General features: G+C 72.3%; 25 protein-coding genes. 8 read left to right on the top strand and 17 right to left on the bottom strand.

Annotated features, from left to right (window positions below; translation table 11 throughout):
• The first annotated feature begins 156 nt into the window (after positions 1-156).
• Positions 157-462: a hypothetical protein gene (locus B0675_RS01065; RefSeq protein ID WP_081216845.1), complete on the top strand. Its 306-nt coding sequence runs from the start codon at positions 157-159 to the stop codon at positions 460-462.
• Positions 463-499: 37 nt separating this feature from the next.
• Here the strand turns inward: B0675_RS01065 and B0675_RS01060 are convergent, their stop codons facing one another.
• The 3 genes from B0675_RS01060 to glnA all read right to left on the bottom strand — a co-directional run bounded on the left by B0675_RS01060 (position 500) and on the right by glnA (position 3663).
• Positions 500-1084, bottom strand: a complete 585-nt coding sequence (locus B0675_RS01060; protein ID WP_081216844.1) for a hypothetical protein — start codon at positions 1082-1084, stop codon at positions 500-502.
• A gap of 4 nt (positions 1085-1088) precedes the next feature.
• Entirely contained in the window at positions 1089-2033 is a 945-nt protein-coding gene (gene htpX / locus B0675_RS01055; protein ID WP_081216843.1) for a zinc metalloprotease HtpX, read from the bottom strand.
• A gap of 220 nt (positions 2034-2253) precedes the next feature.
• Positions 2254-3663 (bottom strand): type I glutamate--ammonia ligase, encoded by a 1410-nt coding sequence (gene glnA / locus B0675_RS01050; protein ID WP_081216842.1) that lies wholly within the window; start codon positions 3661-3663, stop codon positions 2254-2256.
• A 199-nt stretch (positions 3664-3862) separates the two neighbouring features.
• On the opposite strand from glnA, the gene B0675_RS01045 reads away from it, so the two are divergent.
• Positions 3863-4330: an RDD family protein gene (locus tag B0675_RS01045; RefSeq protein ID WP_081216841.1), complete on the top strand. Its 468-nt coding sequence runs from the start codon at positions 3863-3865 to the stop codon at positions 4328-4330.
• Positions 4331-4631: 301 nt separating this feature from the next.
• Here the strand turns inward: B0675_RS01045 and B0675_RS01040 are convergent, their stop codons facing one another.
• The 4 genes from B0675_RS01040 to lipB form a co-directional block, all read right to left on the bottom strand.
• Entirely contained in the window at positions 4632-5330 is a 699-nt protein-coding gene (locus B0675_RS01040; protein WP_081216840.1) for a DUF4191 domain-containing protein, read from the bottom strand.
• Between the two features lie 81 nt (positions 5331-5411).
• Positions 5412-5609: a hypothetical protein gene (locus B0675_RS01035; RefSeq protein ID WP_081216839.1), complete on the bottom strand. Its 198-nt coding sequence runs from the start codon at positions 5607-5609 to the stop codon at positions 5412-5414.
• 304 nt (positions 5610-5913) lie between these two features.
• Complete coding sequence (gene lipA / locus B0675_RS01030) at positions 5914-6879, bottom strand: lipoyl synthase (protein WP_081216838.1); 966 nt, start codon at positions 6877-6879, stop codon at positions 5914-5916.
• 131 nt (positions 6880-7010) lie between these two features.
• Positions 7011-7817: a lipoyl(octanoyl) transferase LipB gene (gene lipB, locus B0675_RS01025; protein WP_081216837.1), complete on the bottom strand. Its 807-nt coding sequence runs from the start codon at positions 7815-7817 to the stop codon at positions 7011-7013.
• Between the two features lie 329 nt (positions 7818-8146).
• Here lipB and B0675_RS01020 point away from each other — a divergent pair, with 329 nt between their 5' ends.
• Entirely contained in the window at positions 8147-9619 is a 1473-nt protein-coding gene (locus B0675_RS01020) for a regulator (protein WP_081216836.1), read from the top strand.
• Between the two features lie 97 nt (positions 9620-9716).
• Here the strand turns inward: B0675_RS01020 and B0675_RS01015 are convergent, their stop codons facing one another.
• Positions 9717-11078, bottom strand: coding sequence for an NAD(P)/FAD-dependent oxidoreductase (locus B0675_RS01015; RefSeq protein ID WP_081221514.1), 1362 nt, complete (start codon positions 11076-11078; stop codon positions 9717-9719).
• A gap of 321 nt (positions 11079-11399) precedes the next feature.
• Complete coding sequence (locus B0675_RS01010; protein ID WP_081216835.1) at positions 11400-12317, bottom strand: TIGR01777 family oxidoreductase; 918 nt, start codon at positions 12315-12317, stop codon at positions 11400-11402.
• Positions 12318-12389: 72 nt separating this feature from the next.
• Here B0675_RS01010 and B0675_RS01005 point away from each other — a divergent pair, with 72 nt between their 5' ends.
• On the top strand, positions 12390-12881 hold the full coding sequence (locus B0675_RS01005) for a GNAT family N-acetyltransferase (protein ID WP_081221513.1): 492 nt from the start codon (positions 12390-12392) through the stop codon (positions 12879-12881).
• A gap of 114 nt (positions 12882-12995) precedes the next feature.
• Here the strand turns inward: B0675_RS01005 and B0675_RS01000 are convergent, their stop codons facing one another.
• A complete protein-coding gene (locus tag B0675_RS01000) occupies positions 12996-13661 on the bottom strand; it encodes a TetR family transcriptional regulator (protein ID WP_081221512.1) in 666 nt (221 codons plus the stop codon).
• Positions 13662-13823: 162 nt separating this feature from the next.
• Between B0675_RS01000 and B0675_RS00995 the strand changes: the two genes are divergently transcribed.
• Positions 13824-14609: an SDR family NAD(P)-dependent oxidoreductase gene (locus B0675_RS00995; RefSeq protein ID WP_081216834.1), complete on the top strand. Its 786-nt coding sequence runs from the start codon at positions 13824-13826 to the stop codon at positions 14607-14609.
• 81 nt (positions 14610-14690) lie between these two features.
• Here B0675_RS00995 and B0675_RS00990 read toward each other — a convergent pair whose 3' ends face one another.
• Positions 14691-15875 carry a MarP family serine protease gene (locus tag B0675_RS00990; protein WP_081216833.1) on the bottom strand — a complete coding sequence of 395 codons (1185 nt, stop codon included), beginning with the start codon at positions 15873-15875 and terminating at the stop codon, positions 14691-14693.
• A gap of 356 nt (positions 15876-16231) precedes the next feature.
• Between B0675_RS00990 and B0675_RS00985 the strand changes: the two genes are divergently transcribed.
• Positions 16232-16990, top strand: a complete 759-nt coding sequence (locus B0675_RS00985) for a peptidoglycan recognition protein (RefSeq protein WP_241539881.1) — start codon at positions 16232-16234, stop codon at positions 16988-16990.
• Positions 16991-17149: 159 nt separating this feature from the next.
• Positions 17150-17392 (top strand): hypothetical protein, encoded by a 243-nt coding sequence (locus B0675_RS00980; RefSeq protein WP_241539660.1) that lies wholly within the window; start codon positions 17150-17152, stop codon positions 17390-17392.
• Positions 17393-17537: 145 nt separating this feature from the next.
• Here the strand turns inward: B0675_RS00980 and B0675_RS00975 are convergent, their stop codons facing one another.
• From B0675_RS00975 to B0675_RS00960, 4 genes are all read right to left on the bottom strand, one after another.
• Positions 17538-18059 (bottom strand): DUF4240 domain-containing protein, encoded by a 522-nt coding sequence (locus B0675_RS00975; protein WP_081216831.1) that lies wholly within the window; start codon positions 18057-18059, stop codon positions 17538-17540.
• Positions 18060-18200: 141 nt separating this feature from the next.
• Positions 18201-19172, bottom strand: a complete 972-nt coding sequence (locus B0675_RS00970; protein ID WP_081216830.1) for a WYL domain-containing protein — start codon at positions 19170-19172, stop codon at positions 18201-18203.
• A gap of 154 nt (positions 19173-19326) precedes the next feature.
• Positions 19327-22026 (bottom strand): pyruvate dehydrogenase (acetyl-transferring), homodimeric type, encoded by a 2700-nt coding sequence (aceE, locus tag B0675_RS00965; protein WP_081216829.1) that lies wholly within the window; start codon positions 22024-22026, stop codon positions 19327-19329.
• Positions 22027-22380: 354 nt separating this feature from the next.
• Entirely contained in the window at positions 22381-23004 is a 624-nt protein-coding gene (locus B0675_RS00960) for a GntR family transcriptional regulator (protein ID WP_081216828.1), read from the bottom strand.
• A 277-nt stretch (positions 23005-23281) separates the two neighbouring features.
• Here B0675_RS00960 and B0675_RS00955 point away from each other — a divergent pair, with 277 nt between their 5' ends.
• Positions 23282-23464, top strand: a complete 183-nt coding sequence (locus B0675_RS00955; protein WP_081216827.1) for a hypothetical protein — start codon at positions 23282-23284, stop codon at positions 23462-23464.
• Between the two features lie 93 nt (positions 23465-23557).
• Here the strand turns inward: B0675_RS00955 and sucB are convergent, their stop codons facing one another.
• Together sucB and lpdA are read right to left on the bottom strand one after the other, a co-directional pair.
• Complete coding sequence (gene sucB, locus B0675_RS00950) at positions 23558-25369, bottom strand: 2-oxoglutarate dehydrogenase, E2 component, dihydrolipoamide succinyltransferase (RefSeq protein ID WP_081216826.1); 1812 nt, start codon at positions 25367-25369, stop codon at positions 23558-23560.
• An 89-nt stretch (positions 25370-25458) separates the two neighbouring features.
• Positions 25459-26847 (bottom strand): dihydrolipoyl dehydrogenase, encoded by a 1389-nt coding sequence (lpdA, locus tag B0675_RS00945; RefSeq protein ID WP_081216825.1) that lies wholly within the window; start codon positions 26845-26847, stop codon positions 25459-25461.
• Positions 26848-26940 lie beyond the last annotated feature (93 nt).

The raw sequence follows: 26940 nt of genomic DNA, 5'->3' as shown, positions 1-26940 counted from the left end.
CGTACGACACGGCACCGCTTTCCGCCGCACAGGCATCAGTTCACGGACACGGGGCTACTCTCTACGCACCGACGGACGGCTGCCTCCCCCAGCGCCCCGCCGGACCATCCAGAAAGCCGTCAAGGCCCTTCATCCACGCATCCAAGGAGTCCCGTCATGGGCACCTTGATCTTTTCCGCGACCGCGATCCTGGTCGTCATGGGTTTCTCCAACCACACGCTCTGGCTCGCGGCGGTGGCCGTCCTCTTCCTGTACGTCCGCTACGGCCGCACCGGGGGAAGCACGTCCGCCGCGTCCTCCCCGGGCGCTCCCGGTGCTCCGGGCCCCGCGGCCGGGGGCTCCGGTGCCCGGCCCGACTCCAGCTACCGCGCGTACCGCGACCGGCGTGACCGTCAGGCCAGGTGGGAGCGCCGCTACCGGCGCGAACGTCCCCTGGAGTCGCGTCGCCAGGAACGCAAGTAGCTCCGCCCTCGCCCACGGGCCGTGCGGGCCCGGGGTGTCACAGCCCCGGCGCACCCCAGATCGGGAACCAGCGGCCGAGATCCTCCTCGACCCGCAGGTCGTCCGCGAGCACCGCCTTGATCTGGAGCTCCAACGCGTTGTCGCGCCGCTCGCCCGCTCCGGCGAGCGGCGCGAAGGGATAGAAGGTCCCGCGCTTGTACAGGTAGACGAGGCCGAGGTGGCGCTGCCGGCTGTCCTGGAACGTCACCACGGAGCAGAGCAGCTGGGGTCCGAAGCCGGTGCCCTCCAGAGCGCTGTTGACCGCGTGCAGATCACTCACCAGCGCGGGGAGGTCGTCGGGACCCCGGCGGGAGACCAGCCACGCGTATCCGTACTCGTCCCGGCTGACCTCCACCGGTGGTCCCGACCGCTCGGCGTCCGCGTCGAGCAGGGCCTGCGCCTCCTGGTGGGCCTCGGCGAAGGCCGCGCCCTCCACGGAGGCGCAGCACACCGCGCCGGTGCCGGTCGGGGTGAAACCGGCCGCCGCCTCCAGGGTCACCGCCGCCGACGGCAGCCCGAAGAGGCGGTCGAGGTCCGGAGCGACGGGCTTGCTGCGGCCGAGCAGGATGTCCAGGAACCCCATGCGGTCAGAGAGCCTCTCCGGGAGTCGGGGCGATCGGGTCCGGCACCGCGGGCTCGCCCAGCTCGACGGAGATACGGGCCAGTTGTTCGAGCCGTTGTTCGAGGCTCGGGTGGGTGGAGAAGAGGTTGGCGATGCCGGGCTCCCGGCCGAACGCGGGGGTGAAGTAGAAGGCGTTGAAGGCCTGGGCGGTCCGCAGGTCCTTCGTGGGGATGCGGCCGATGTCCCCGGTGACCTTGGTCAGGGCCGAGGCGAGCGCCGACGGGCGGCCGGTGAGCAGGGCCGCGGCCCGGTCGGCGGCCAGCTCGCGGTACCGGGAGAGCGCCCGGATCAGCAGGAAGCTGAGGGCGTACACGGCCGCGGACACCGCCATCACCGCCATGAAGATCGCGACGGTGTTCTGGTCCTTGCGGCCCCGCCCGCCGAAGAGCTGCGAGTAGAACGCGAACCGCACGATCAGACCGGCCAGCACACCGAGGAACGACGCCACGGTGATCACGGCGACGTCCTTGTGCGCCACGTGCGACAGCTCGTGCGCGAGGACGCCCTCCAGCTCGTCGGGCTCCAGCCGCCGCAGCAGCCCCGTGGTCACGCAGAGCACCGCGTGGTCGGCGTTGCGGCCGGTCGCGAACGCGTTCGGCATGTCGATGTCCGACACGGCGACCAGCGGCTTGGGCATGTCGGCCACCGCGCACAGCCGGTCGACGACGCCGTGCAGCTGCGGATACTCCTCGCGCTCCACGATCCGCCCGTGCATCGCGTACAGCGCGATCCGGTCCGAGAACCAGTACTGGGCGATCAGCACCCCGGCCGCGATCACCACGACCAGCACCCACGACTTCAGCAGCACGATCAGCGCGGCGACGAACGCCACGTACAGCAGTCCGAGCAGGAACAGCGTGACCGTCATGCGCACGGTCAGCCGCCGATCGTTCCGGAACCGGCTCTGCATCTCGCATCACCCCGCAGCTCAGGCACTCGCCCCGCTGTCCATTGTGCGCCCGGCACCCCCCATGAACAGGTGCCGGTACCCCCCGCGGTGGGCAAAGAACTTCCCTGTCAAAAGCCACTTATTTACGCCGCTCCGACACCGGCGGCCGGTGCCGGGCAGCACGACGGCCGTGCCCCTCCAGAGGAAGGACACGGCCGGTGGTGTGGCGGTGGGGCGGGGTTTACACGTCGAAGTAGAGCTCGAACTCGTGCGGGTGCGGACGCAGCTGCAGCGGGGCGATCTCGTTGGTGCGCTTGTAGTCGATCCACGTCTCGATCAGGTCGGACGTGAAGACGTCGCCGGCGAGCAGGAACTCGTGGTCGGCCTCGAGGCGGTCGAGGACGGCCGGGAGCGAGGTCGGCACCTGGGCGACGCCCGCGTGCTCCTCGGGAGCCAGCTCGTACAGGTCCTTGTCGATCGGCTCGGCCGGCTCGATCTTGTTCTTGACGCCGTCCAGGCCGGCCATCAGCAGGGCCGAGAACGCGAGGTACGGGTTGCCGGAGGAGTCGGGCGCGCGGAACTCGACGCGCTTGGCCTTCGGGTTGGAGCCCGTGATCGGGATACGCATGGCCGCGGAGCGGTTGCGCTGCGAGTACACCAGGTTCACCGGGGCCTCGAAGCCGGGGACCAGGCGGTGGTACGAGTTCACCGTCGGGTTGGTGAAGGCCAGCAGCGACGGGGCGTGCTTGAGGATGCCGCCGATGTAGTAGCGGGCGGTGTCCGACAGGCCCGCGTAGCCCGCCTCGTCGTAGAACAGCGGCGAACCGTTGGTCCACAGCGACTGGTGGACGTGCATGCCCGAGCCGTTGTCACCGAAGATCGGCTTCGGCATGAAGGTCGCGGTCTTGCCGTTGCGCCAGGCGACGTTCTTCACGATGTACTTGAAGAGCATCAGGTCGTCGGCCGCGGCGAGCAGCGTGTTGAACTTGTAGTTGATCTCCGCCTGGCCGGCGGTGCCGACCTCGTGGTGCTGGCGCTCGACCTGGAGGCCGGAGTTGGCCAGCTCCAGGGAGATCTCGGCGCGCAGGTCGGCGAAGTGGTCGACCGGCGGGGTCGGGAAGTAACCGCCCTTGTAGCGGACCTTGTAACCGCGGTTGTCCTCGATCGCACCGGTGTTCCAGGCGCCCGCCTCGGAGTCGATGTGGTAGAAGGACTCGTTCGCGGAGGTCTGGAACCGCACGCTGTCGAAGACGTAGAACTCGGCCTCGGGACCGAAGTACGCCGTGTCGGCGATACCGGTCGAGGCGAGGTAGGCCTCGGCCTTCTTGGCCACGTTGCGCGGGTCACGGGAGTACTGCTCGCCCGTGATCGGGTCGTGGATGAAGAAGTTGATGTTGACCGTCTTGTCGCGGCGGAAGGGGTCGACGCGCGCGGTGGACAGGTCGGCGCGGAGCGCCATGTCGGACTCGTGGATGGCCTGGAAGCCGCGGATGGAGGACCCGTCGAACGCGAGCTCCTCGGCCGGGTCGAAGGCCTCGGCCGGGATCGTGAAGTGCTGCATCACACCCGGCAGGTCGCAGAAGCGGACGTCGACGAACTTGACGTCCTCGTCCGCGATGAACTTCTTGGCCTCGTCGGCGTTCTGGAACATCCAGCTCCTCCTACTCCCGCCCACTGTGGACCGGGGTGGTAGTTCGTTCGTGCGGCCAGTGCGGTGGCACACGCTGGAGCCGACCATAGGGACGGGGGATTTCTCAAGCGTGACCCATTTGTTTCGCCCAAGTTAACCGACCTGGGTCCGTACGGCCCCTCCTGTCCACAGGTCAAAACGGGCACAGTACCGTGGACGCGTGGACAACAGGCAAGCAATCGGATCGTGGCTCTCCGGACCCCGCGCGGCCGCCGAGGACGCCGGTGTCGACTTCGGATACCGCGGCGAACAGCTCGGTCTGCCGGAGCAGGGACCGGGCTCGATCGCCCGCCCCGGGCGCCGGCTCGGCGCCCTCGTCGTCGACTGGGGCCTGTGCCTCCTGATCGCATACGGGCTGCTCACCCATGGCTACGACCAGGCCACGGGCAACTGGGCCCTCCTCGTCTTCTTCGTTCTCGGCCTGCTCACGGTCGGTACCGTCGGCTTCACGCCGGGCAAGCGGCTGTTCGGTCTGCGCGTCGTCCCCGAGGGCGGCGGCCGGCTGAACCCCCTGCGCGTCCTGCTGCGCACCGCGCTGCTGTGCGTGGCCGTCCCGGCGCTGATCTGGGACCGCGACGGCCGCGGCCTGCACGACCGGCTGGCCCGCACGATCGAGGTCCGCGCCTGACCCGCACGGTCGGAGCGACCGCCCGCGGCCACTCGGTGAACCCGGCCACTCGGTGAACCCGGCCGGCGTGGCCGCCGAGGAGCGGTTGCTCCGTGGGTCCGGCGGCCGGTGACCGGCCGGCAGGTGCCGATCCGTCGGTCCGCCAGTCGCGGCTCCCGACGAGTGGGCCGCCTCCCCGCCGCGCGGCCGACAACGGCATCCCGAAGTGCGGCCCGCAGCACGCCCCGCACGCTTTGCGGAACGCCGATGGGGCGCCCGGAGATTCTCCGGGCGCCCCATCGGCGTTCTGGTCCTGGGTGCGTCAGCGGCCCTTGCCGCCGCGCGGCATCCGCATGCCCTTGGGCATCGGGCCCTTCGGCAGCGGCATGTTGCTCATGAGGTCGCCCATCGCGCGCAGCCGGTCGTTGGTCGCGGTGACCTGCGGGCCGGTGAGGACGCGCGGCAGCTTGAGCATCGTCGTGCGGAGCTTCTTCAGCTCCACCGTGTTCTCGCCCGTGCCCACGAGGATGTCGTGCACCGGAACGTCCGAGACGATCCGCGCCATCTTCTTCTTCTCGGCGGCCAGCAGGCTCTTCACCCGGTTCGGGTTGCCCTCGGCGACCAGCACGATGCCGGCCTTGCCGACCGCGCGGTGCACCACGTCCTGGCTGCGGTTCATCGCCACCGCCGGAGTCGTGGTCCAGCCCCGGCCGATGTTGTCGAGCACCGCCGCCGCTGCGCCGGGCTGCCCCTCCATCTGCCCGAAGGCGGCCCGCTCGGCCCTGCGCCCGAAGACGATCGCCGTCGCGAGGAAGGCGAGCAGGAGCCCGAGGATGCCGAGATAGACCGGGTGGCCGATCAAGAAGCCGATCGCGAGGATGACACCGAAGGTGACAATTCCGACAGCCGCGAGTACAAGACCGATCAACTTGTCGGCCCTGCGGGTCATCTTGTACGTCTGGACGATCTGCTTGAGTCGCCCGGGGTTCGCAGCGTCCGCTGCGGGTTCCTTCCTCGCCATGCCAGGAAGTCTACGTGGCCCGGGAAGCGCCTTCGACGGCAGTACCGGGCGAGCGGGGCCGCGGAGGCGCGACGCCGGGGGTCAGGGACGCGTCAGAACGGATTCGAGGACGAGCTGCGCCTCGACCCGGTCCTTCGCGCGGCGGCGGTCCTCCAGGACGGAGGTCCACGCGTTGCGGCGGGCGGTGCGCTGCCCACTGCTCATCAGCAGCGACTCGACGGCACGGAGTGCATCGGTGAACGACGGGATCGCGGTGGCGCGAACGGGCGCGGCCTGCATGGCGGAGGTCCCCCCTCGGGATGGGTGGCTCGTGCGGGGCGGTACGGGCTGTAGGACAAGGGTCACTGATTGGTGTTACCAGGGCGTGACCGACCGGTCAAACACCAATGAAACCTTGACGCCGTGGGTCGTATTTCCGACGCCTCCGCGGTGGCGTCGCCAACTGCGCGGATGGCCGCGACGGCCGTGAACGGGCCGGTGTGAACGGCGAGTTGGCTGTGCGCGGACTCACACGAAGGCGGTGGCACTCAGTGCCACCGCCGTCGTTTCGCAAAATCTCGCGAGCGCTTCCCGTTCGGCGTAATCAGACCGCCTGGGAGGCGACGTAGGCGCCGCGCTTCTCGACGGCCATCTGGTAGAGCCGGCCGGCCCGGTACGAGGAACGGACCAGCGGACCCGACATGACGCCGGAGAAGCCGATCTCCTCGGCCTCCTCCTTCAGCTCCACGAACTCGTGCGGCTTGACCCAGCGTTCCACGGGGTGGTGGCGCACGCTGGGCCGCAGGTACTGCGTGATCGTGATGAGCTCGCAGCCCGCGTCGTGCAGCTGCTGGAGCGCCTCGCTGACCTCCTCGCGGGTCTCGCCCATGCCGAGGATCAGGTTCGACTTCGTGACCAGACCGTAGTCACGGGCCTCGGTGATGACCTTGAGCGAGCGCTCGTAGCGGAAGCCGGGGCGGATGCGCTTGAAGATCCGCGGCACGGTCTCGACGTTGTGCGCGAAGACCTCGGGGCGCGAGGAGAAGACCTCGGCGAGCTGCTCGGGCTCGGCGTTGAAGTCCGGGGCCAGCAGCTCGACCTTGGTGCGGCCGGTCTCGCGGCCCGCCGTCTGGGCGTGGATCTGGCGGACCGTCTCGGCGTACAGCCAGGCGCCGCCGTCCTCCAGGTCGTCGCGGGCGACGCCGGTGATGGTGGCGTAGTTCAGGTCCATGGTGACGACGGACTCACCGACACGGCGCGGCTCGTCACGGTCCAGCGCCTCGGGCTTGCCCGTGTCGATCTGGCAGAAGTCGCAGCGCCGCGTGCACTGGTCACCGCCGATGAGGAACGTGGCCTCGCGGTCTTCCCAGCACTCGTAGATGTTGGGGCAGCCCGCCTCCTGGCAGACGGTGTGCAGACCCTCGCTCTTCACGAGCGCCTGCATCTTCGTGTACTCGGGGCCCATTTTCGCCCGGGTCTTGATCCACTCGGGCTTGCGCTCGATGGGGGTCTGGCTGTTCCGGACCTCCAGGCGCAGCATCTTGCGTCCGTCGGGTGCGACTGCGGACACATCGGCTCCCTGTAGCTTCGATTCTTCGGCGTACACCAGGGTACGCCCGTGCGGTTCTCGGCCCCCGAGGTGGGCAACCTTCGGGAACAGGGGTCCATTCCCGTACGGCCGCCCCGTCCGGGGACGGGTTTCTATGCCGGCGTCCGTTCCACGACCCGCGGCTGCAGCTCCGCGTTCTCCAGGACGTCCCGAAGATGCCGCTCGGCCACCGGCAGGACCTCGGCGATGGTCACGTCGCGGCCGAGTTCGCCCGCCAGCGAGGCGACGCCCGCGTCGCGGATGCCGCACGGGATGATCCGGTCGAACCAGGCGTTGTCCGGGTTCACGTTCAGCGCGAAGCCGTGCATGGTGACGCCCTTGGCGACGCGGATGCCGATCGCGGCGATCTTGCGGTCCTCGCGGCGCTGGCCGGCGTTGGAGGGCGCGTACTCCGGGCCGTCGAGCCGCGGGTCGAACTCCTCGTCCTGGAGCCTCGGGTCGAAGTCCAGGGAGAGTCCGCCGAGCGCCGGGAGCTGTTCGGCGGGGTCCTTGGCGTCGCCGAGGACCCACACGCCGCTGCGGCCCTCGACCCGGCTGGTCTCCAGGCCGAACTCCGCGCACGTGCGGATGAGCGCCTCTTCCAGGCGGCGCACGTGTGCCACGACGTCCACCGGGCGGGGGAGCTTCTGGATCGGGTAGCCGACGAGCTGTCCCGGGCCGTGCCAGGTGATCTTGCCGCCGCGGTCCACGTCGATGACCGGCGTGCCGTCCAGGGGCCGCTCGTTGTCCGCCGTGCGCCGGCCGGCCGTGTAGACCGGCGGGTGCTCCAGGAGCAGACAGGTGTCGGGGACCTCGTCGAGGAACCGGGCGGCGTGCACGCGGCGCTGCTCGTCCCACGCCTCCTGGTACTCGACGGCCTCCGCACCGAATCCCATGCGGACGAACCGCAACTCACTCACGGCAAGCGCCTCCCTCGAAGCTTCCTGGGGCGGTGGTGGCCCCGTGCGCGGCACGTGGAAGAACCTTTCGTCAGGTCCGTCGCGCGCCCACGCCACTGTACGTCCGGCCATCACGCGTCAGCTCGACGGTCAATCCTCACACGATCGGATGAATGAATGTCGAAGTGTGCGATGACGTGCTCACGCTCCGCTACATTCGCGCCGTTCACGAGGCCATAAGGGCTGCTCACAGGCAATCCGGGCACCAGGCGGCCTCGGGGCGGTCCGAGCACGCTCCACGCCGCCCCGAGGCCGCTTGCTGACCCGAAAGGCAGGAGACCGCACCGCAGATGACGGAACGACCCGCGCAGCGCACTCCCAACCGCCAGCTCGCCGCGCTCATCGCAGAAGCGGGGTTCTCCAACGCAGGTCTCGCCCGTCGCGTGGACCAGCTCGGTCTGGAACACGGACTCGACCTCAGATACGACAAGACGTCGGTGACGCGGTGGCTGCGGGGGCAGCAGCCCCGCGGCACCACGCCCGCGCTCATCGCCGAGGTCTTCACCCGCCGCCTCGGCCGGCGCCTGACCGCGCAGGACCTCGGACTCGACGCCTGCGCACCCGTCTACGCCGGGCTGGAGTTCGCGGCCACCCCGGAGGAGGCCGTCGACATCGTCAGCGGCCTGTGGCGCAAGGACTCCGGCAGCCACGCCGAACTCCGCAAGATCGCCTTCACCCCGGCCGGACTCGTCGTCCCCAGCCGGGACTGGCTGATCGGCCGCGCCGACGACCGCGTCGCGCACGGGGACCAGCCCTCCCGGGTGCCTCCCCAGGGGCGTCCGGCGGCCCCCCGGCTCACCGCCCCGCCGGAACCGGGCGTCCCGCCCGCCCGGCGGACCCGTACCGAGCGCGGTCCGGGCCAGCGGGTCACCGGAGGGGACATCGCCGCCCTCCGGTCGGTCGGCGAACTCTTCCGCGCCCTCGACCACGCCTACGGCGGCGGCCACGCCCGGCAGGCACTGGTGCGCTACCTGGAGCACGAGGCCGAGCCCATGCTGCGCGGCGCGTACGGCGAACAGACCGGCCGGCACCTGTTCGCCGCCGCCTCCGACCTCACCCGGCTCGCCGGCTGGACCTCGTACGACATCGGCGCGCACGGGCTCGCCCAGCGGTACTTCGTCCAGGCGCTGCGGCTCGCGCAGGCCGCGGGGGACCGGGTGTACGGGGCGTACGTGCTCATCACGATGAGCCGGCAGGCCGTCTACCTCGGACACGGGCGGGAGGCCGTACAGCTCGCCCGGGTCGCCCAGCAGGGACTCGGGTCGTCGGGACCGCACCTGGTCCAGGCGTTGCTGCACGCCGTCGAGGCGCGGGGACACGGTGTGCTCGGCGAGGTGCGGGCCTGCACGGCCTCGCTGGTCCGGGCCGAACGGGCGCTGGAGGCGTCCCGGTCCGGTGACGAGGTCCCGCACTGGGCCCGGTTCTTCGACGAGGCCCAGCTCGCCGACGAGTTCGGGCACTGCCACCGGGACCTCCAGCAGTTCAGGGCCGCCGCGCAGCACGCCGAGCGCTCACTGCAACTGCGCGCGCCCGGCTACGCCCGCAGCCGGCTGTTCTGCCGGGTGGTGCTCGCCTCCGCCCGGCTCGGGCTCGGCGAGCTCGACCAGGCCTGCCTGCTGGGCGCGGAGGCGGCCGGGCAGGCGGCGGAGATGCGATCGGCCCGGGCCGTCGAGTACGTACGGGACTTCGAGAAGCGGCTCGAACCGTACAAGGACGCGGCGCCCGTGCGCGGATACCGGGACAAGGTGTCCACGCTGGGCTGAGCCAGGGGGACCGCGGCGGTCGACCCGTCCCCGGTCTCCGGCCTGGGGTGCCGGAGACCGGGAAGTCGGCGGTGCCCGCCGGGCGCGCCGGGGACCGTCAGGCGGCCGCGGACTCCAGCCGCTGCGCCGACGGGACCCGGCGGACGCCCAGGTCCCGCAGGAGGGCGTGGACGGCCCGTCGGGCGGAGTGCAGCGCGCCCTGGACGGTGCTGGTGTCCCGGTGGTCGCCGCACACGTACAGGCCCGCCAGCAGCCGTACCGGGCGCCGCGCGTCGTGCGGCGGCGGCATCGCCGGGACCGCCTCGGGTTCGTGATGGACCGCCAGCAGTTCCCACCGGGACGTCGACGTCCCGTAGAGGCGGGCCAGTTGGGCGCGGACCGTCGCGTCCAGGTGGGCCGCGCCGGGCGGGGTGCCGAGCACGGTCGAGGAGACCAGGGCGCGGCCCGCCGGTGCCCGCGTCGGGTCGACCTGGCTGACGACCGCGGTGTGGGCCACCGGGCCGCCCCGGTCGGCGTCCAGGAGGAGGGCCGGGTCGGTGAGCGGGGGCTCGTCCATGGTGTGGTGCAGGACGGTCACCGGATGGAAGGCCGGGACGTGCAGCCCGGGCAGGAAGTCCGCGGCCGCGCGCGCCCCCGTCGCCAGCAGGACGGACCGGCAGCGGATCTCTCCGTGGTCCCGCGTCGCGACCCTGGTCGTGGAGATGGCGGTGACCTCCACGTTCGTGTGCACGGTGCCCGGCGGCAGGCCGGCCGCGAGCAGCTCCGGGAGCGCGTCCGCGCCGCCCTCCGGCAGACACAGCCGGCCCGTGGCGAAGGAGTGCAGGGCGAGATCCGCGCACCGGCTCGACGTCCCGAGCTCCGGGTCGCAGAGCAGGGCGGCCAGCAGGGGGCGCAGAAAGCCGTCGACCGTACGGGGCGGCAGGCCCCGGGCCGTCAGCGAACGGGCCGCTGTGAGTTCGGGGCGCGCGAGGAGCCGCTCCGGCTCGGTGGCGGCGAGCCGGCCGAGGGCCATCGCCAGACGGGACTGGTCCAGGGGGCCGCCGAGCGGTCCGGGCCGGGAGGTGCCGCGCGCCGGGCGGGCCAGCGGCAGTCGAGGGGCGCTCGCGAGGGCGCGTGCGGTGCTGAGTGCGCCCCTTGCGCTCCGGGGAATGCCGGGTGCGGCGGCCCGGTGGTGCCGGCCGTCGCTGTGCAGCAGCACGCCGGGCGAGAACGGCCGCAGGGTCAGGCCGTCCAGGCCCGGGGTGTGGCGCAGTTCCGGGTACGAGGTGGACAGGAGCCGGCCGAGCCGGTCCAGCCGGAAGCCGTCGACCTTCTCCGTGGACATCCGGCCGCCCACCTGCGGGCCGGCCTCCAGGACGACGGTCCTCAGCCCCGCCCCGGTCAGATGTCGTGCGGCCGCGAGGCCGGCGACACCGGCTCCCACCACCACGACGTCGACTTCCGCTGCGTACTCCGCGATCGCCGCCCTGTGCGCGGCTTGGCGTGCGGGCTCTAGCACGTGCCCCTCCTCGAGGTTGCGCGGCCGGTGGGGACGTCATGCCCCCAACAGGCGTCAGGAATACCCGAGTTCGGATCGAGGGTGCGAGGCCCGCGCCGTGGGCGGAAGCCGCGCGGCAGCCGTGCACGGGGGCACGGGGGGGTGCATGTGCCCGCCGGGGGAGGCCGGGAGGCCCGCGGAGCGGCCGGGCGGGGGCGCGCCCGGCGTGCGCGCTCCCCCTTCCCGGCCTCGGCCCGGAGCGGCCCCTTCCCGGCCTCGGCCCGGAGCGGCCCGTTCCCGGCCTCAGTCGAGAGCGGCCCGCAGCGTCCCGTCGATCGACGGGAACGCGAAGGTGAAGCCGGACTCCAGGAGACGGGTCGGGAGCACGCGCTGGCTGCCCAGGATCTCCCCGGACATCTCGCCCAGGGCCAGGCGCATGAGCGGAGCGGGCGTGGCCAGCAGGGTCGGGCGGCGCAGGACCCGGCCCATGGCCTCGGTGATCTCCCGGTTGGTGAGCGGGTCGGGGGCCGTCAGGTTCACCGGCCCGGACACCGACTCCGTGTCCATGAGGTGCCGGATCGCGGCCACCTCGTCGTGGAGGGCGATGAAGCTCCAGTACTGGCGGCCGTCGCCCAGCCGGCCGCCGAGGCCCGCCTTGAACAGCGGGAACAGCTTCGCCCACGCCCCGCCCGCCCGGGACACCACGAGCCCGGTCCGGGGCAGCACCGTGCGTACCCCGGCCTCCTGCGCGGGCGCCGTCGCCTCCTCCCACTCCACGCACACCGAGGACAGGAACCCGTCGCCGGGCGGCGCCGACTCGTCCACCGCGCGGCTGCCCGTGTCGCCGTAGAAGCCGATCGCGCTGCCGTTCACGAAGACCCGCGGCGGCTCGTCGAGCGAGGCCACCGCCTCGGCGAGCGTCGCCGTCCCGAGCACCCGGCTGTCCCGGATCTGCTTCTTGTAGGACTCGGTCCACGGACGCGAGGCGACCCCGGCCCCGGCGAGGTTGACCACGGCGGCGCACCCGAGGAGCCCGGCCGCGTCGATCCGCTGCCGCTGCGGGTCCCAGCGCACCTCGTCCCGCGAACGGGGGGCGTGCCGCACGAGCCGCACCACCTCGTGTCCGTCAGCCCGCAGGGAGCGCGCGAGTTGGGAGCCGATGAGGCCGGACGCGCCGGCGATCGCGATACGGGAACCCGGGGGGAGGGAGGAGTCGCTCATGGATCCATCCTGCCCGCAGGACGGCGGAAATCCCGGAACGGACGTCCGTACGGCCGCCGTACAGTGATCGGCATGGCAGCCGCACCGCACATACGTACCGCCACCCTCGACGACGAGGACGCGCTCGGCAGGCTCGACCGCGACACCTGGTCCACGCTGCACGCCGTCATGCCGCGGCCCCAGCCGCCCTACGAGCCGTTCTACAGCGAGCGGTTCGGCCCCCGCGACCACCTCGTCGCCGAACTCGACGGCCGGGTCGTCGGGTACATCCGGCTGGGCTTCCCGACCCCGCTCGCCTGCAACGCGCACGTCCGGCAGATCCTCGGACTCGCCGTCGCCGACGAGGCGCGCGGCGCCGGGGTGGGCCGGGCGCTGCTGCGGGCCGTGTGCGAGGAGGCCCGTGGCCAGGGGGCCCGGCGCATCACGCTGCGGGTGCTCGGCCACAACGCCCCGGCGCGCGGGCTCTACGCCTCCGAGGGCTTCGCCGTCGAGGGCGTCCTGCGCGAGGAGTTCCTGCTCGACGGGGTCTACGTGGACGACGTCCTCATGGGCCGCTCCCTCTGACCGGAGCGCGTCAGGGGCCGCTCCCGGCGACCGTGGCGCGTTCCCCCGCGCCACCCGCCCGTGCCGCCCGGCCCCGTTCGCGCCCGGGCGCGCGGCCGATCCCGCGGGCGGGCGTCAGTTCTCGTCCGCACTGAGTGACGGGCGCATCCCGCCCAGGAGATGACGCAGGCAGCGGACCGCCAGCTCGGCGGGGGAGCCCGGACCGTCGGCTGCCGCGTCCGTGGCCGCCCAGGTCTCCAGCGCGATCCTGATCGCGTCGGTGGCCGCCGCGGCGGCCAGCCGGACCTCCAGCGGGTCCGCGTCGGCGCCCGCGAGCCGCGCCACCACCGGGACCAGCCGTTCCTCCGACTCCTGGTTCACCCGGTACCAGACCGCCCGCAGCGCCGGATCGCCGACCGCCGCGCGCAGCAGCGCCCGCGTCTGGTCCAGTCCGTCCACCGCGCGCGCGTCCGGTGCGGACAGCGCCTCGACGGTCGCCCGCTCCAGGGCCTCGGGCAGTGCCGTGCCCGGTCCGGTCGCCGCGAGCACCGCGCGCCAGCGGTCGCCGCCCGACGCGAGCAACGGGCCCACGGCGTCCTGCTTGTTGCGGAAGTAGCGGTAGAAGGTGCGCAGGGCCACGCCGGCCCGGCGGGCGATGTCCTCGGCCGTGGTGCCGTCCGGACCGAACTCCGTGAAGAGCTCCGCCGCCGCGCGGGCGATGTCGAGCTGGGTCGCGGCCTTGCGGCGCTCGGTCAGCGAGAGGGCGGGGGGTTCGGGGGCCGGGGGCGGCTGGCTGCTCACGGGGAAAGCGTACGCCGCGGGCGCGAGGAGGGGCACGGTTCGCCGTGATGGCAAAACGTGCCATGTAGACGTACTGTGCAGTGCGTAACGCCGTATCACCGCACTGCCGCGGCCGGTGCCGGGAGAACCGGCGGCGGCCCGAGGACCGGGAGGACCACCACCATGAACCGATACGAAGGACGCCGGGCGCTCGTCACCGGAGGCGGCTCCGGCATAGGCCAGGCCACCGTGGAGCGGATGCTGGCCGAGGGCGGGCACGTCGTCGCCGCCGACGTGAGCGACGCGGGCCTGGCCGACACCGCGGCGCGGGCGGGCGCCCACGCCGGGCGGCTGACCACCGTCGTCGTGGACGTCGCCGACGAGGCGTCCGTCCGCGGGGCCGTCGCCGAGGCCGTACGCGTCCTCGGCGGTCTGGACGTGCTCGTCAACGCCGCCGGCATCCTGCGCTCCGCGCACACCCACACGATGCCGCTCGCCGACTTCCACCAGGTCATCGCCGTCAACCTGACCGGCACGTTCCTGATGATCCGGGAGGCGCTGCCCCACCTGCTCGCCGGACGGGAGTCCGCCGTCGTCAACTTCAGCTCGACCTCGGCGGCGTTCGCCCACCCCTACATGGCGGCGTACGCGGCCTCCAAGGGCGGCATCCAGTCCATGACGCACGCCCTGGCGAGCGAGTACGGCAAGCAGGGCGTGCGCTTCACCGCCGTACAGCCCGGATCCATCTCCTCGGGCATGACCGACGGCTCGGGCGCCAGCAGGCGGAGTGTCGGTCCCGGACTGCCCGCGGACGCCGACCGGAGCCTGTTCGCCAAGCTGGCGCCCGCCCTCGGCGAGGGCTTCGCCGGTCCCGAGGCGGTCGCCGGAGTCGTGGCCATGCTCGCCTCGGAGGACGGACGCTTCATCACCGGCACCGAGGTGCGCATCGACGGCGGCACCCACTTCTGAGCGGCCGGCTGCTCCGCACCGGGGAGCGTCGGAACCGGGCCGGGGGCCTGAACCCGGGCTCGGGACAGGGCCCGCCCCGGGTCAGGACGTGACCAGGTCGCCCGTGTCGACGCGGGCCGTGGCGTGCGTCGCCTTGCGTGCGTCGCCCGCCACCTCGTGCGCGGTCAGCACATACCCCGTCTCGCTGTCCGAGGTCGACCGGGCGAAGACCACGCCGTACACCTTGCCGTCGGTGGTCAGCAGGGGGCCGCCGGAGTTGCCCGGGCGGACCGTCGAGCGGATCGAGTAGATCTCGCGGGTCACCGTGCCGGAGTTGTAGATGTTCTGGCCCGTCGCGTTGATCCGGCTCGCCACCGTGGCCGCCTGGAGGTCGAGGCCGCCGTCCTGGGGATAGCCCGCGACCACCGCGGAGTCGCCGCGCGAGGCGACCCCGTCGAAGGGCAGCACGGGGGCCCGCAGGCCCGGCACGTACAGCACGGCGACGTCCTTCTGCGGGTCGAACAGCACCACGCGCGCCGGATACGGCCGGCTGACCCCGCCCACCCGGACGGTCGGCCGGTCGATGCCCGCCACCACGTGGGCGTTGGTCATCACGCGCTGCGCGGAGTAGACGAAACCGCTGCCCTCGCGGCCCTGGTTGCCCGACACGCCCTCGACCTTCACCGTGCTCAGCTTCGCGGCGTTCGTCGCGGACGGGGTGACGCTGTCGCCGGAGGGCCGCGCGACGCCCGCCGTCGGTTCGTTCTCGAAGGGGTTGAAGACCTGCGGGAAGCCCGCCTCCGTGAGCGCGGAGGTGGCGCGCGAGAACCAGGTCGGCGTGGTCTCGGGCATCGTCTTCTGCACGGCACCCAGCAGCGCCGAGTTGCGGATCGACTGCGTGACCACCGGTGACGAGGAGGCGCCCAGCACGCTCGCGGCCACCCAGGCCACCAGCAGCACCGCCAGGGTGTTCGCCGCCGCCCCGCCGATCCCGTCCGCGACCCGCAGCGGGCCCTGGTCCAGCTCCCGGCGCAGCTTCATGGCCAGCCGTCCGGCCAGCTCGTGACCCACCACTCCGGGCACCAGCACCGTGAGCACCGCCGTGACCGTCGCCGCCGCGGTGCCCGCCGTGACCAGCTCCATCATCCAGGGCAGCACCCACACGCCGATCACGGCGCCACCCACGAAACCTGCCAACGAGACACAGCCGGCCACCAGGCCACGGCGGTACCCGGACGCCGCGTAGGCCAGGATGACCAGCATCAGCAGGAGGTCGAGCACGTCCACGGAGCCGCCTTTCTCTGGGGCCCCTTAGTACGCGCCGGGCGGGCCCATTGATCAGTCACGCGCGTGTGGTGCCGCGGAAACGACCACACACGCGTGGACCTGTAAAAACGTCCCGGACACACCTGATGGTTCCACCGGGTGGCACACCACACATCGCGGCCCGCGCGGATCCGGGTCAGGGTGGGTCCATGCGTGTCTTCGGGAAGACTCGGGGGCCTCGAATACGGAACGGGCGGCGAGAACCCCGCCCCGTACGCCACGGACGCCCGGAACCCCGGGCGGACGGGGCCCGCACACGATCGGGGCGCGAGCCCCGGCCCCCCGGACCGTGGAGTCCGCGCCGCCCCTGGGCGGCGCTGCCGAAACCGGCCCTCGTCCTGCTGGCCTGCGTGCCGGGCCTCCTCGCCGTCGCCGCGCTCGTGACCTGCGCGGCGGGCGTGGACCGTACCGTCACGCGCGCGGCCGTCGCGCCCCGGGTGACGGCGCGGGCGGCGGCGGAACGCCCCGTCGAACGGCCGCCCATCGTGCCGCGGTCGACGTGGCTCCGTTCCGCGGACCCGCACCGGCAGCCGCCGCCCCGCTACGACGACCGCGTCGTCGCGGTCTTCGTCCACCACACCGACTCGCCGAACGGCTACGACTGCGCCGACGTGCCCCGCATCATCGCCGACCTCTACGCGGGCCAGACCGGCGCCAAGCAGTGGGACGACATCGGCTACAACTTCCTCGTCGACCGCTGCGGCACCATCTACGAGGGCCGCGCCGGCGGTGTCGCCCGGCCCGTCACCGGAGCCCACGCCCAGGGCTTCAACCACCGCACCGCCGGGATCGCCGCGATCGGCACCTTCACGACGGGCGTGCCGGTGCCGAAGGCCATGACCGACGCCATCGCCCGCCTCGCCGCCTGGAAGCTGGGTCTCGGCGGCGTCGACCCCCGGGCCACCGTCCGCCTCGTCTCCAGCAACAGCCTCAGCCGCTACCCCAAGGGCAGCACAGCCGTCCTGCCCACCATCGCCGGGCACGACGACGGCTTCATGACGAGCTGCCCCGGCGCCGCCCTCGCCGCCCGCCTCCCGGAGATCCGCGCCGAGGCGGCCCGCTACCAGGGCCGCTGACCACCCTCCCGAGTCGCCCAGCTCCCCGACCCGGCTCCCGTCCCGGATCCCGTCCCTGTCGAGCCCGCACGACCGGTCACAGCCGCGCCGCAGGCCGCCCACAGCCTCCGCAGAGCCGAGCCGCCCAGCATCGGGCGTACACACGGACCGGAGGTGGGGATGATGAAGATCAGCCGGCGGGAGAACGCGGGACACCCGGAGCGGGCGGGCGGCTGGGCGAGCGGAGTCCGGGGCCCCTGGGTGGTGGTCTGCGCGGTGGCGACGGTCGTCCTCGGTCCGGCGGCGGCCACGGCCTCCGCGCTGGGACAGGCCAATGCGGCGCCCCTGCGCCACACCGTGCGGGTCGAGCAGCCGCAGGCACGCCTCCCCGCGGATCTCACCCGGCGCAGAACGACGGCCTGAGCGCGCCGCCGACGGTCCGCGCGGCGCAAGCGCCCGGCGCCGGGCTCCCGGGCAGGTGCTCCGGACCCGTGCGGGCAGGTGCTCCGGACCCGCGCCGGGCGCCCCGGGCGGGGCCCTCCGTGCTCCGTGCCGGGCAGGGCCGAGGTCAGCTCTCCCGGAACCGCTCCCACAGCTTCGGGTAGCGCTCCGCGACGAGGGACTCGTTCTCGAAGTCCAGCGGGGTACCGGCCGGCTCGGAGGCCGCGCCCGGAATGCCGAGGTCAGGCGCCACGGCGCCGGTCAGCTGCTCGTAGGCCTCGTCCGCCGCGTACCCGAGCTCCTCGCCGTCGCCGTCGATCTCCTCGTCGAAGTCGTCCAGCAGCTCGGCGAGCGTGTCGGGGTCGTGCATCGCGCCCTCGAAGACCTCCCGGCCCTGGCCGATCAGCCAGCACCGGAAGAAGTCGAAGGCGTCGTCGCTGGCCCCGTCCAGCAGGACCCAGGCGGCGCCCCACAGGTCCCAGCGGTAGGCACGGTTGTAGCGGGACTCGAAGTGCCGGGCGAAGTCCAGGACCGAGTCAGGGTCCAACTGGACGAGCCGCTCGACCAGCAGGTCGGCCTGTTCCTCGGGGTCGCCCTCGGCAGCCTCGCGGGTCGAATCCACCAGCTGCCAGAACTCCGTCTCGTCCATCACGGGTCAAGCATCGGGCCTGCGCGGGAGGGACGCACGCGGAGTGGCGCAGATTGTTATGCGTGCACATGCCGAAGGTAAAACCGCCGGGTTCGTACGGATTTCAAGCGGCGTGCGTCCGCGGCCCTCCACGGAACGCGATCAGCGGTAGAGCGCGGCCGACCGGACGGCGTCCTCGGCGCAGCGCTCCCGCAACGACGCCGGAGCCAGCACCTCCACCTCCGGTCCGAGTCCGCGCAGCTGGGCGCGGGCGACCTCCTCCGACTCCATGAGCAGCGTGAGGCCCACCCAGCCCTGCCCGTCGGGCACACCGGACGTCCCCAGCGCCTCCTTCGCGGACGCCGGATCCAGCACGTACGGCAGCCGGCGCATGCCGTCCGGGGACAGCCGGACGGTGATCTCGGCCCGCAGGACGGACCGGGCGAACTCCTCGGCCCGCTCCGCCCAGAACCCCGGCAGGTCGAACCCGTCCTCCCGCCGGAAGCGCTCCGCGCCGGGCTCGACGGCGGTGAACCGGTCGATCCGGTACACCCGGAAGGCCTCTGTACCGGACACACGTGCGCAGAGGTACCACAGGCCCGCCTTGAGGACGAGGCCGTACGGTTCGAGCGTCCGCTCCACCTCCGAGGCGTCCCGCCGGTACCGCGCGAGGATCGGCCGGTCGTCCCAGACCGCGTCCGCGACCGACGGGAGCAGCTCGGGCGTCTGCGGCTCGCTGAACCAGGCGGGCGCGTCCAGATGGAATCGCTGCGCCGCCGTCCGCGAGGCGTCCCGCACCGAGGGCTGCAGTGCCGCCGACACCTTCAGCCGGGCCGCCGACGCCGTGTCCTCCAGGCCCATCTCGCGCAGCGCCCCCGGCACCCCGCTCAGGAACAGCGCCTCGGCCTCGCCGCGCGCCAGACCCGTGAGTCCCGTCCGGTAGCCCCCGACCAGGCGGTAGCCGCCGGCCCGGCCCCGGTCCGCGTACACCGGGACCCCCGCCTCGGAGAGTGCCTGCGCGTCCCGCGTGATGGTGCGCTCGGACACCTCCAGCTCCCGCGCCAGCTCGGCGGCGGTCATCGACGTCCGGGTCTGGAGCAGCAGCACCATCTTGATCAGACGAGCAGCGCGCATGCGTTCATGATGCCGGGCCCCACTGACAACGAGGAGACGGGCCGCTGACACCCGGGTCACGGCGGGAACGCCGATGAGGGGCACGGCGTGCGCCGTGCCCCTCACCGGATGTCCCTCTTACCGCCGTCCTCGCGACCGCTGTCGCCGCCGGGGCCTACAGGCCGTAGCGCTCCCGGGCCTCCTTGACCGCGGACGCCTTGACCTCACCGCGGCGGGCGAGCTGCGCGAGCGCCGCGACGACGATCGACTCGGCGTCCACACCGAAGTGGCGGCGGGCCGCCGCGCGGGTGTCGGAGAGACCGAAGCCGTCGGCACCGAGCGAGGACCAGTCCTGCTCGACCCACTGCGCGATCTGGTCCGGGACCTGGCGCATGTAGTCGGAGACCGCGAGGACCGGGCCCTCGGCACCCTGCAGCGCCTGGCGGACGAACGGCACCCGCTCCTCGCCGCGCAGCAGGGCCGCGTCGGCCTCCAGCGCGTCACGGCGCAGCTCGGTCCAGGAGGTCGCGGACCACACGTCGGCGGCCACACCCCACTCCTCGGCGAGCAGTTTCTGGGCGGCGAGCGTCCAGTGGATCGCCGTGCCGGAGCCGAGCAGCTGGATCCGCGGGGCGTTCGCCGCGGCCACGTTCACGCCCGCCGACTCCGCCGTGTTGAAGCGGTACAGGCCCTTGAGGATGCCCTCGTCGACACCCGCGGGCTTCGCGGGCTGCTGCATCGGCTCGTTGTAGACGGTCAGGTAGTAGAAGACGTTCTGGTCCTCGCCCGGGGCCGCCTCGCCGTACATCCGGCGCAGACCGTCCTTGACGATCGCCGCGATCTCGTAGGCGAACGCGGGGTCGTAGGACAGCGCGGCCGGGTTGGTCGCCGCGATGACCGGGGAGTGGCCGTCGGCGTGCTGCAGGCCCTCACCGGTCAGCGTCGTCCGGCCCGCGGTGGCACCGACCAGGAAGCCGCGGCCGAGCTGGTCGCCGAGCTGCCACATCTGGTCGGCCGTGCGCTGCCAGCCGAACATCGAGTAGAAGATGTAGAACGGGATCATCGCTTCGCCGTGCGTGGCGTACGCGGTGGACGCGGCGATGAAGTCGGCCATCGAACCGGCCTCGGTGATCCCCTCGTTGAGGATCTGGCCGTTCTTGGCCTCCTTGTAGTACATCAGCTGGTCGCGGTCGACCGGCTCGTACGTCTGGCCCTTGGGCGAGTAGATGCCGAGCGACGGGAAGAGCGACTCCATACCGAAGGTACGGGCCTCGTCCGGGACGATCGGCACCCAGCGCCTGCCGGTCTCCTTGTCGCGGACCAGGTCCTTGACGAGGCGGACGAACGCCATGGTCGTCGCCACGTTCTGCGAGCCGGAGCCCTTGTCGAACGACGCGAACGCCTTGTCGGCGGCGGCGGGCAGCGGGGCCAGCGGGTGCGTGCGGCGGGCCGGGGCCGGACCGCCGAGGGCGGCGCGCCGCTCCTGGAGGTAGCGGACCTCGGGGGAGTCGGCGCCCGGGTGGCCGTAGGGCACCACGCCGTCGACGAACTGGCTGTCGGAGATGGGCAGTTCGAGCAGGTCACGCATCTGCTTGAACTCGTCCGTCGACAGCTTCTTCATCTGGTGGTTGGCGTTCTTCGACGCGAAGCCCTCGCCGAGGGTGTGGCCCTTGACCGTCTGGGCCAGGATCACGGTCGGCGCGCCCTTGTGCTCGACGGCGGCCCGGTACGCGGCGTAGACCTTGCGCGCCTCGTGGCCACCGCGCGAGAGGTGGAAGCACTCCAGGATCTTGTCGTCGCTCAGCAGCTTCGCCATCTCGACGAGCGCCGGGTCGGCGCCGAAGAAGTCCTGGCGGATGTAGGCGGCGTCGCGGGTCTGGTACGTCTGCACCTGCGCGTCGGGTACCTGGCGCAGGCGGCGGACGAGCGCGCCCGTGGTGTCGAGCTGGAACAGCTCGTCCCACGCGTTGCCCCACAGCGACTTCACGACGTTCCAGCCGGCGCCGCGGAACTGGGCCTCCAGCTCCTGCACGATCTTGAAGTTCGCGCGCACCGGGCCGTCGAGGCGCTGGAGGTTGCAGTTGATGACGAAGGTCAGGTTGTCCAGGCCCTCGCGGGAAGCCAGTGCGAGTGCCGCGGTCGACTCCGGCTCGTCCATCTCGCCGTCACCGAGGAACGCCCACACGTGGGACGCCGAGACGTCCTTGATGCCGCGGTTGGTGAGGTAGCGGTTGAAGCGTGCCTGGTAGATCGCCGACAGCGGGCCGAGACCCATGGAGACGGTCGGGAACTCCCACAGCCAGGGCAGCCGGCGCGGGTGCGGGTACGACGGGAGGCCGTTGCCGCCCGACTCCTGGCGGAAGTTGTCCAGGTGCTGCTCGTCCAGGCGCCCGTCGAGGAACGCGCGGGCGTAGATGCCGGGGGAGGCGTGGCCCTGGATGTAGAGCTGGTCGCCGGACCCGTCGGCCTCCTTGCCCTTGAAGAAGTGGTTGAAGCCCGTCTCGTAGAGCCAGGCCGCGGAGGCGAAGGTGGCGATGTGGCCGCCCACGCCGTGCTTCGCGCCGCGGGTGACCATCGCGGCCGCGTTCCAGCGGTTCCACGCGGTGATCCGGGACTCCATCGCCTCGTCACCGTCCACGGTGGGCTCGGCGGAGGTCGGGATGGAGTTGACGTAGTCGGTCTCGAGCAGCTTGGGCAGCGCGAGACCGTTGCCCTCGGCGCGCTCCAGCGTGCGGCGCATCAGGTACGCGGCACGGTGCGGCCCGGCCGCCTGGGTGACGGCGTCCAGGGAGGCCTGCCATTCGGCGGTCTCCTCGGGGTCGCGGTCCGGGAGCTGGTCGAGCTCGCTCGGCTGGATTGCGGTGGGGTCGGTCATTGCGCCGCCTTCCGGATGCGGAGGGGGGTTCCCTCTTCGGCAAGGGGTTTTCGGGGGTGCCCTTGGTCTTTGGCAGGACAGGGCGGGAGGCTCGGGTGGGAGCCCGTCGGTGACTGTAACTCCCTGATCGATGATCGATCAAAGGGTTCCGGGAGAAAACCTCTTCAGATCGGAAAAGTCGGCACGGCGTGCCGTGCCCTCAGGCACGGGGTGCCTCGAAAATCGGGATTCCCGCAGGTGAGGGCACGCTTGAGCGCGGGTGTGCTCCACTGTGCCCGCAGGGCGCGGCCCGCCGGGAGTCACCGGGGTCGGGTGCCGGGTCGAACGTCCCGGCGCACGGCCGCCACGCACGCCTCACGGACGCGGTGCGCACCCGAGGACATGGGCCTTGACCAGGTCGGCGATCAGCGGATCGCGGCGCCGGAAGGCGTCCACGAGGGCCTCGTGCTCCTCCGCGTACGACTGCTGCACCGTCCCCAGCCACCTTATGGACAGGGCCGTGAAGACCTCGATGCCCAGGCCCTCCCAGGTGTGCAGGAGGACGGAGTTCCCGGCCGCCCGCACCAGCTCCCGGTGGAAGCCCACGGTGTGCCGGACCTGGCCGGTGCCGTCGGACAGCCGGTCGGCCTCGTACAGGGCGCTCACGTGCGGTTCCAGGGCCGAGCAGTCGTCGGCGAGACGGTCGGCCGCCAGCTCCGCCGCGATGGCCTCCAGGCCGGCGCGTACGGGGTAGCTCTCCTCCAGGTCGGCGGCGGTCAGGTTCCGCACCCGCACGCCCTTGTTCGGCGCTGACTCGATCAGTCGCAGCGACTCCAGCTCGCGCAGTGCCTCCCGCACCGGGGTCTGGCTGACCTCCAGCTCGGTGGCGATCCGCCGCTCCACGATCCGCTCGCCCGGCTTCCAGCGACCGCTGACGATCCCCTCCACGATGTGCTCGCGGATCTGTTCGCGCAGCGAGTGGACGACGGGCGCGGTCATGAAGGCTCCTTTGGGAGGAGTGCGGGACCCCGAGGGCGTTTGACGTTTAGACAATAAGGCCGTGCCCGCGCCGGGGAGGGGCGCATGGGGGCGCTTTACCGCAGGTGAGACGAGACTTACACGTTGTCGAAGCGATCCCGCCCGTAAAGACCCGTACCGGACGGTGTCCGGACGCGTCACGTCCGTGTCACCCCGGGAACCCCACCGCACCGTACGCGGTGGTCACGGACGAGGAGGGCGCGCCGACGGTGTGCCCCGGTCCGCCCCAGGGGGAGACATGAACGGTCGGGCACGCGTCAGGGGAGTCCGCGCGGCGGTCGCGGTGGCGGCGGTCGCGCTGGTGGCGGCCGGGCTGGCCGGCTGCCGGCCGATGGAGACCCGCGCGGCGGACCCGGGGTCCGGACGGGCACCGGCGGCCGTCTCCCGGACGGTGGACGGTCCCGCGGCCCCGAGGGAGTGAGGTCTCGCCCGCGGGACGGTGGACGACACCGCGCCCCCGTCCGGAACTCCGGACGGGGGCGCGGTGACGGTGCGGTGGCTGCCGCTGCCCTGACTACAGGCCGAGCTCGACCTCGAACTCGCCGGCCTCCAGGATCGCCTTGACCGCGGTCAGGTAACGGGCCGCGTCGGCGCCGTCCACCAGACGGTGGTCGTAGGAGAGCGTCAGGTAGGTCATGTCGCGGACGCCGATGACGGTGCCCTCTTCCGTCTCGATGACGGCCGGACGCTTGACCGTGGCGCCGATGCCGAGGATCGCGACCTGGTTCGGGGGCACGATGATCGTGTCGAAGAGCGCGCCGCGCGAACCGGTGTTGGAGATGGTGAAGGTCGCGCCGGACAGCTCGTCCGGAGTGATCTTGTTCGCCCGGACCTTGCCCGCCAGGTCGGCGGTGGCCTTGGCGATGCCGGCGATGTTCAGGTCGCCAGCGCGCTTGATGACCGGGGTCATCAGGCCCTTCTCCGAGTCCACCGCGATACCGATGTTCTCGGTGTCGAAGTAGGTGATCGTGCCCTCGTCCACGTTGATCCGGGCGTTGACGGCCGGGTGGGCCTTCAGGGCCTGGGCCGCCGCCTTCACGAAGAACGGCATCGGGGAGAGCTTGACGCCCTCGCGGGCCGCGAAGGAGTCCTTCGCCTGCGCGCGGAGCTTCATCAGCCGGGTGATGTCGACCTCGACGACCGAGGACAGCTGGGCCTGCTCGTGCAGGGCCTTCACCATGTTGTCGCCGATGACCTTGCGGATGCGCGGCATCTTGACGGTCTGACCGCGCAGCGGGGAGACCTCCAGGGCCGGCGCCTTCTTGGCGGAGGCGGCCGGAGCGGAGGCGGCCGGAGCCGGAGCCGCGGCGGCGGCCTTCGCGGCCTCGGCGGCGGCGATGACGTCCTGCTTGCGGATACGACCGCCGACGCCGGTGCCCTTGACGGCCGCGAGGTCGACGCCGTTCTCGGCGGCGAGCTTGCGGACCAGCGGGGTCACGTACGCGCCGTCGTCACCGGAGGTCGCGGCGGGCGCCGGGGCCGGGGTGACGGGGGCGGGCGCGGCCTGCGCGGGAGCCGGAGCAGCCGGGGCCTGCGGCTGTGCGGGGGCCGGAGCGGCAGGTGCCTGCGGCTGGGCCTGGGCCGGAGCCGGGGTGGCGGGTGCCGCCGGGGCCTGCGGCTGGGCCGGAGCCGGAGCGGGCTTCTCGGCGGGGGCGGCGGGAGCGGCCGGAGCGGCCGGAGCCGCGGCGGCCGGAGCGGCACCGGGAGCTCCGATGACGGCGAGCTTGGCGCCGACCTCGGCGGTCTCGTCCTCGCCGACCACGATCTCCAGCAGCACACCGGCGGTGGGCGAGGGGATCTCGGTGTCGACCTTGTCCGTCGACACCTCCAGCAGCGGCTCGTCCTCGGCGACCTCGTCGCCGACTTCCTTCAGCCAGCGGGTGACGGTGCCCTCGGTGACGGACTCGCCGAGCGCGGGCAGGACGACGTCAGTGCCCTCGGCGGAACCGCCGCCGGACGCGGCCTCGGCGGTCGGGGCCGGCGCGGGGGCCTCGGCCTCGGTGGACGGGGCGGCCTGCGGGGCGGGCTCCGGCTCGGCGGCCGGGGCCTCCTCGGCGGCGGGGGCCGGGGCGTCGGCGGGCGCGCCCGTGCCGTCGTCGATGACGGCCAGCTCGGCGCCGACCTCGACGGTCTCGTCCTCGGCGACCTTGATGGACGCGAGGATGCCCGCGGCGGGCGAGGGGATCTCGGTGTCGACCTTGTCGGTCGACACCTCCAGCAGCGGCTCGTCGGCCTCGACGCGCTCGCCCTCGGCCTTCAGCCAGCGGGTGACGGTGCCCTCGGTGACGCTCTCACCGAGCGCCGGAAGGGTTACGGAAACCGGCATGGTTTCTGTTGCTCCTTACGAATGGTGCGGAAGTCTGTGGTCGTCGCGCCCTGCTCGACGCGGGTGACTGGGAACAGCCCGGAGGCTGATCAGTCGTGCGAGTGCAGCGGCTTGCCCGCGAGGGCGAGGTGGGCCTCGCCGAGCGCCTCGCTCTGCGTCGGGTGGGCGTGGATGAGCTGGGCGACCTCGGCCGGCAGCGCTTCCCAGTTGTAGATCAGCTGGGCTTCGCCGACCTGCTCGCCCATGCGGTCGCCGACCATGTGGACGCCGACCACGGCACCGTCCTTCACCTGGACGAGCTTGATCTCGCCCGAGGTGTTGAGGATCTTGCTCTTGCCGTTGCCCGCCAGGTTGTACTTCAGAGCGACGACCTTGTCCGCGCCGTAGATCTCCTTGGCCTTGGCCTCGGTGATACCCACGGAGGCGACCTCGGGGTGGCAGTACGTCACCCGCGGGACACCGTCGTAGTCGATCGGAACGGTCTTCAGACCGGCCAGACGCTCCGCCACCAGGATGCCCTCGGCGAAGCCGACGTGCGCGAGCTGAAGCGTCGGGACCAGGTCACCGACGGCGGAGACGGTCGGGACGTTCGTGCGCATGTACTCGTCGACCAGCACGTAGCCGCGGTCCATCGCGACGCCCTGCTCCTCGTAGCCGAGGCCGGCCGAGACCGGGCCGCGGCCGACGGCGACGAGCAGCACCTCGGCCTCGAACTCCTTGCCGTCGGCGAGGGTGACCTTGACGCCGTTCTGGGTGTATTCGGCCTTCGAGAAGAACGTGCCCAGGTTGAACTTGATGCCGCGCTTGCGGAACGCGCGCTCAAGAAGCTTGGAGGAGTTCTCGTCCTCTAGGGGCGCGAGGTGCTTGAGACCCTCGATGATCGTGACCTCGGAGCCGAAGGACTTCCACGCGGAGGCGAACTCCACGCCGATGACCCCGCCGCCCAGGATGATCGCGGACTGCGGCACGCGGTCCAGGACGAGGGCGTGGTCCGAGGAGATGATGCGGTTGCCGTCGATCTCCAGGCCCGGCAGCGACTTCGGCACGGAGCCGGTCGCGAGCAGCACGTGGCGGCCCTGGACACGCTGGCCGTTCACGTCGACCGAGGTCGGGGACGACAGGCGGCCCTCACCCTCGATGTACGTCACCTTGCGGGACGCGATCAGACCCTGCAGACCCTTGTACAGACCGGAGATGACTCCGTCCTTGTACTTGTGGACCGCGGGTACGTCGATGCCCTCGAAGGTGGCCTTGACGCCGAACTGCTCGCTCTCGCGGGCCTGGTCGGCGATCTCGCCCGCGTGCAGCAGGGCCTTGGTGGGGATGCACCCACGGTGCAGGCAGGTACCGCCGACCTTGTCCTTCTCGATCAGGGCGACGTCCAGACCCAGCTGCGCTCCACGCAGCGCCGCGGCGTAACCGCCGCTACCACCGCCGAGGATCACTAGGTCGAAAACGGTGCTGGCGTCGTTCGCCACGTCACGTCCTCCATGCATGTGCGCCACGCCGGTCTCCAGTGACCGGTCGGCGGCTGGTGTCCGGCCGCTCTTCTTCGGCCCTGTGGTGGGGGC

This window comes from Streptomyces sp. M41(2017) (assembly GCF_002078175.1).
Taxonomy (GTDB): domain Bacteria; phylum Actinomycetota; class Actinomycetes; order Streptomycetales; family Streptomycetaceae; genus Streptomyces.
Note: the sequence above shows the minus strand (reverse complement) of the source record. Positions and strands in the feature narration are given on the sequence as shown.

What these genes read in the sequence shown, in the direction of transcription:
- B0675_RS01065 (WP_081216845.1), top strand. Translation starts at nt 157, where the DNA reads ATGGGCACCTTGATCTTTTCCGCGACCGCGATCCTGGTCGTCATGGGT.
- B0675_RS01060 (WP_081216844.1), bottom strand. Translation starts at nt 1,084, where the DNA reads ATGGGGTTCCTGGACATCCTGCTCGGCCGCAGCAAGCCCGTCGCTCCG.
- htpX (WP_081216843.1), bottom strand. Translation starts at nt 2,033, where the DNA reads ATGCAGAGCCGGTTCCGGAACGATCGGCGGCTGACCGTGCGCATGACG.
- glnA (WP_081216842.1), bottom strand. Translation starts at nt 3,663, where the DNA reads ATGTTCCAGAACGCCGACGAGGCCAAGAAGTTCATCGCGGACGAGGAC.
- B0675_RS01040 (WP_081216840.1), bottom strand. Translation starts at nt 5,330, where the DNA reads ATGGCGAGGAAGGAACCCGCAGCGGACGCTGCGAACCCCGGGCGACTC.
- B0675_RS01035 (WP_081216839.1), bottom strand. Translation starts at nt 5,609, where the DNA reads ATGCAGGCCGCGCCCGTTCGCGCCACCGCGATCCCGTCGTTCACCGAT.
- B0675_RS01020 (WP_081216836.1), top strand. Translation starts at nt 8,147, where the DNA reads ATGACGGAACGACCCGCGCAGCGCACTCCCAACCGCCAGCTCGCCGCG.
- B0675_RS01010 (WP_081216835.1), bottom strand. Translation starts at nt 12,317, where the DNA reads ATGAGCGACTCCTCCCTCCCCCCGGGTTCCCGTATCGCGATCGCCGGC.
- B0675_RS01005 (WP_081221513.1), top strand. Translation starts at nt 12,390, where the DNA reads ATGGCAGCCGCACCGCACATACGTACCGCCACCCTCGACGACGAGGAC.
- B0675_RS00995 (WP_081216834.1), top strand. Translation starts at nt 13,824, where the DNA reads ATGAACCGATACGAAGGACGCCGGGCGCTCGTCACCGGAGGCGGCTCC.
- B0675_RS00980 (WP_241539660.1), top strand. Translation starts at nt 17,150, where the DNA reads ATGATGAAGATCAGCCGGCGGGAGAACGCGGGACACCCGGAGCGGGCG.
- B0675_RS00975 (WP_081216831.1), bottom strand. Translation starts at nt 18,059, where the DNA reads ATGGACGAGACGGAGTTCTGGCAGCTGGTGGATTCGACCCGCGAGGCT.
- B0675_RS00970 (WP_081216830.1), bottom strand. Translation starts at nt 19,172, where the DNA reads ATGCGCGCTGCTCGTCTGATCAAGATGGTGCTGCTGCTCCAGACCCGG.
- aceE (WP_081216829.1), bottom strand. Translation starts at nt 22,026, where the DNA reads ATGACCGACCCCACCGCAATCCAGCCGAGCGAGCTCGACCAGCTCCCG.
- B0675_RS00960 (WP_081216828.1), bottom strand. Translation starts at nt 23,004, where the DNA reads ATGACCGCGCCCGTCGTCCACTCGCTGCGCGAACAGATCCGCGAGCAC.
- B0675_RS00955 (WP_081216827.1), top strand. Translation starts at nt 23,282, where the DNA reads ATGAACGGTCGGGCACGCGTCAGGGGAGTCCGCGCGGCGGTCGCGGTG.
- sucB (WP_081216826.1), bottom strand. Translation starts at nt 25,369, where the DNA reads ATGCCGGTTTCCGTAACCCTTCCGGCGCTCGGTGAGAGCGTCACCGAG.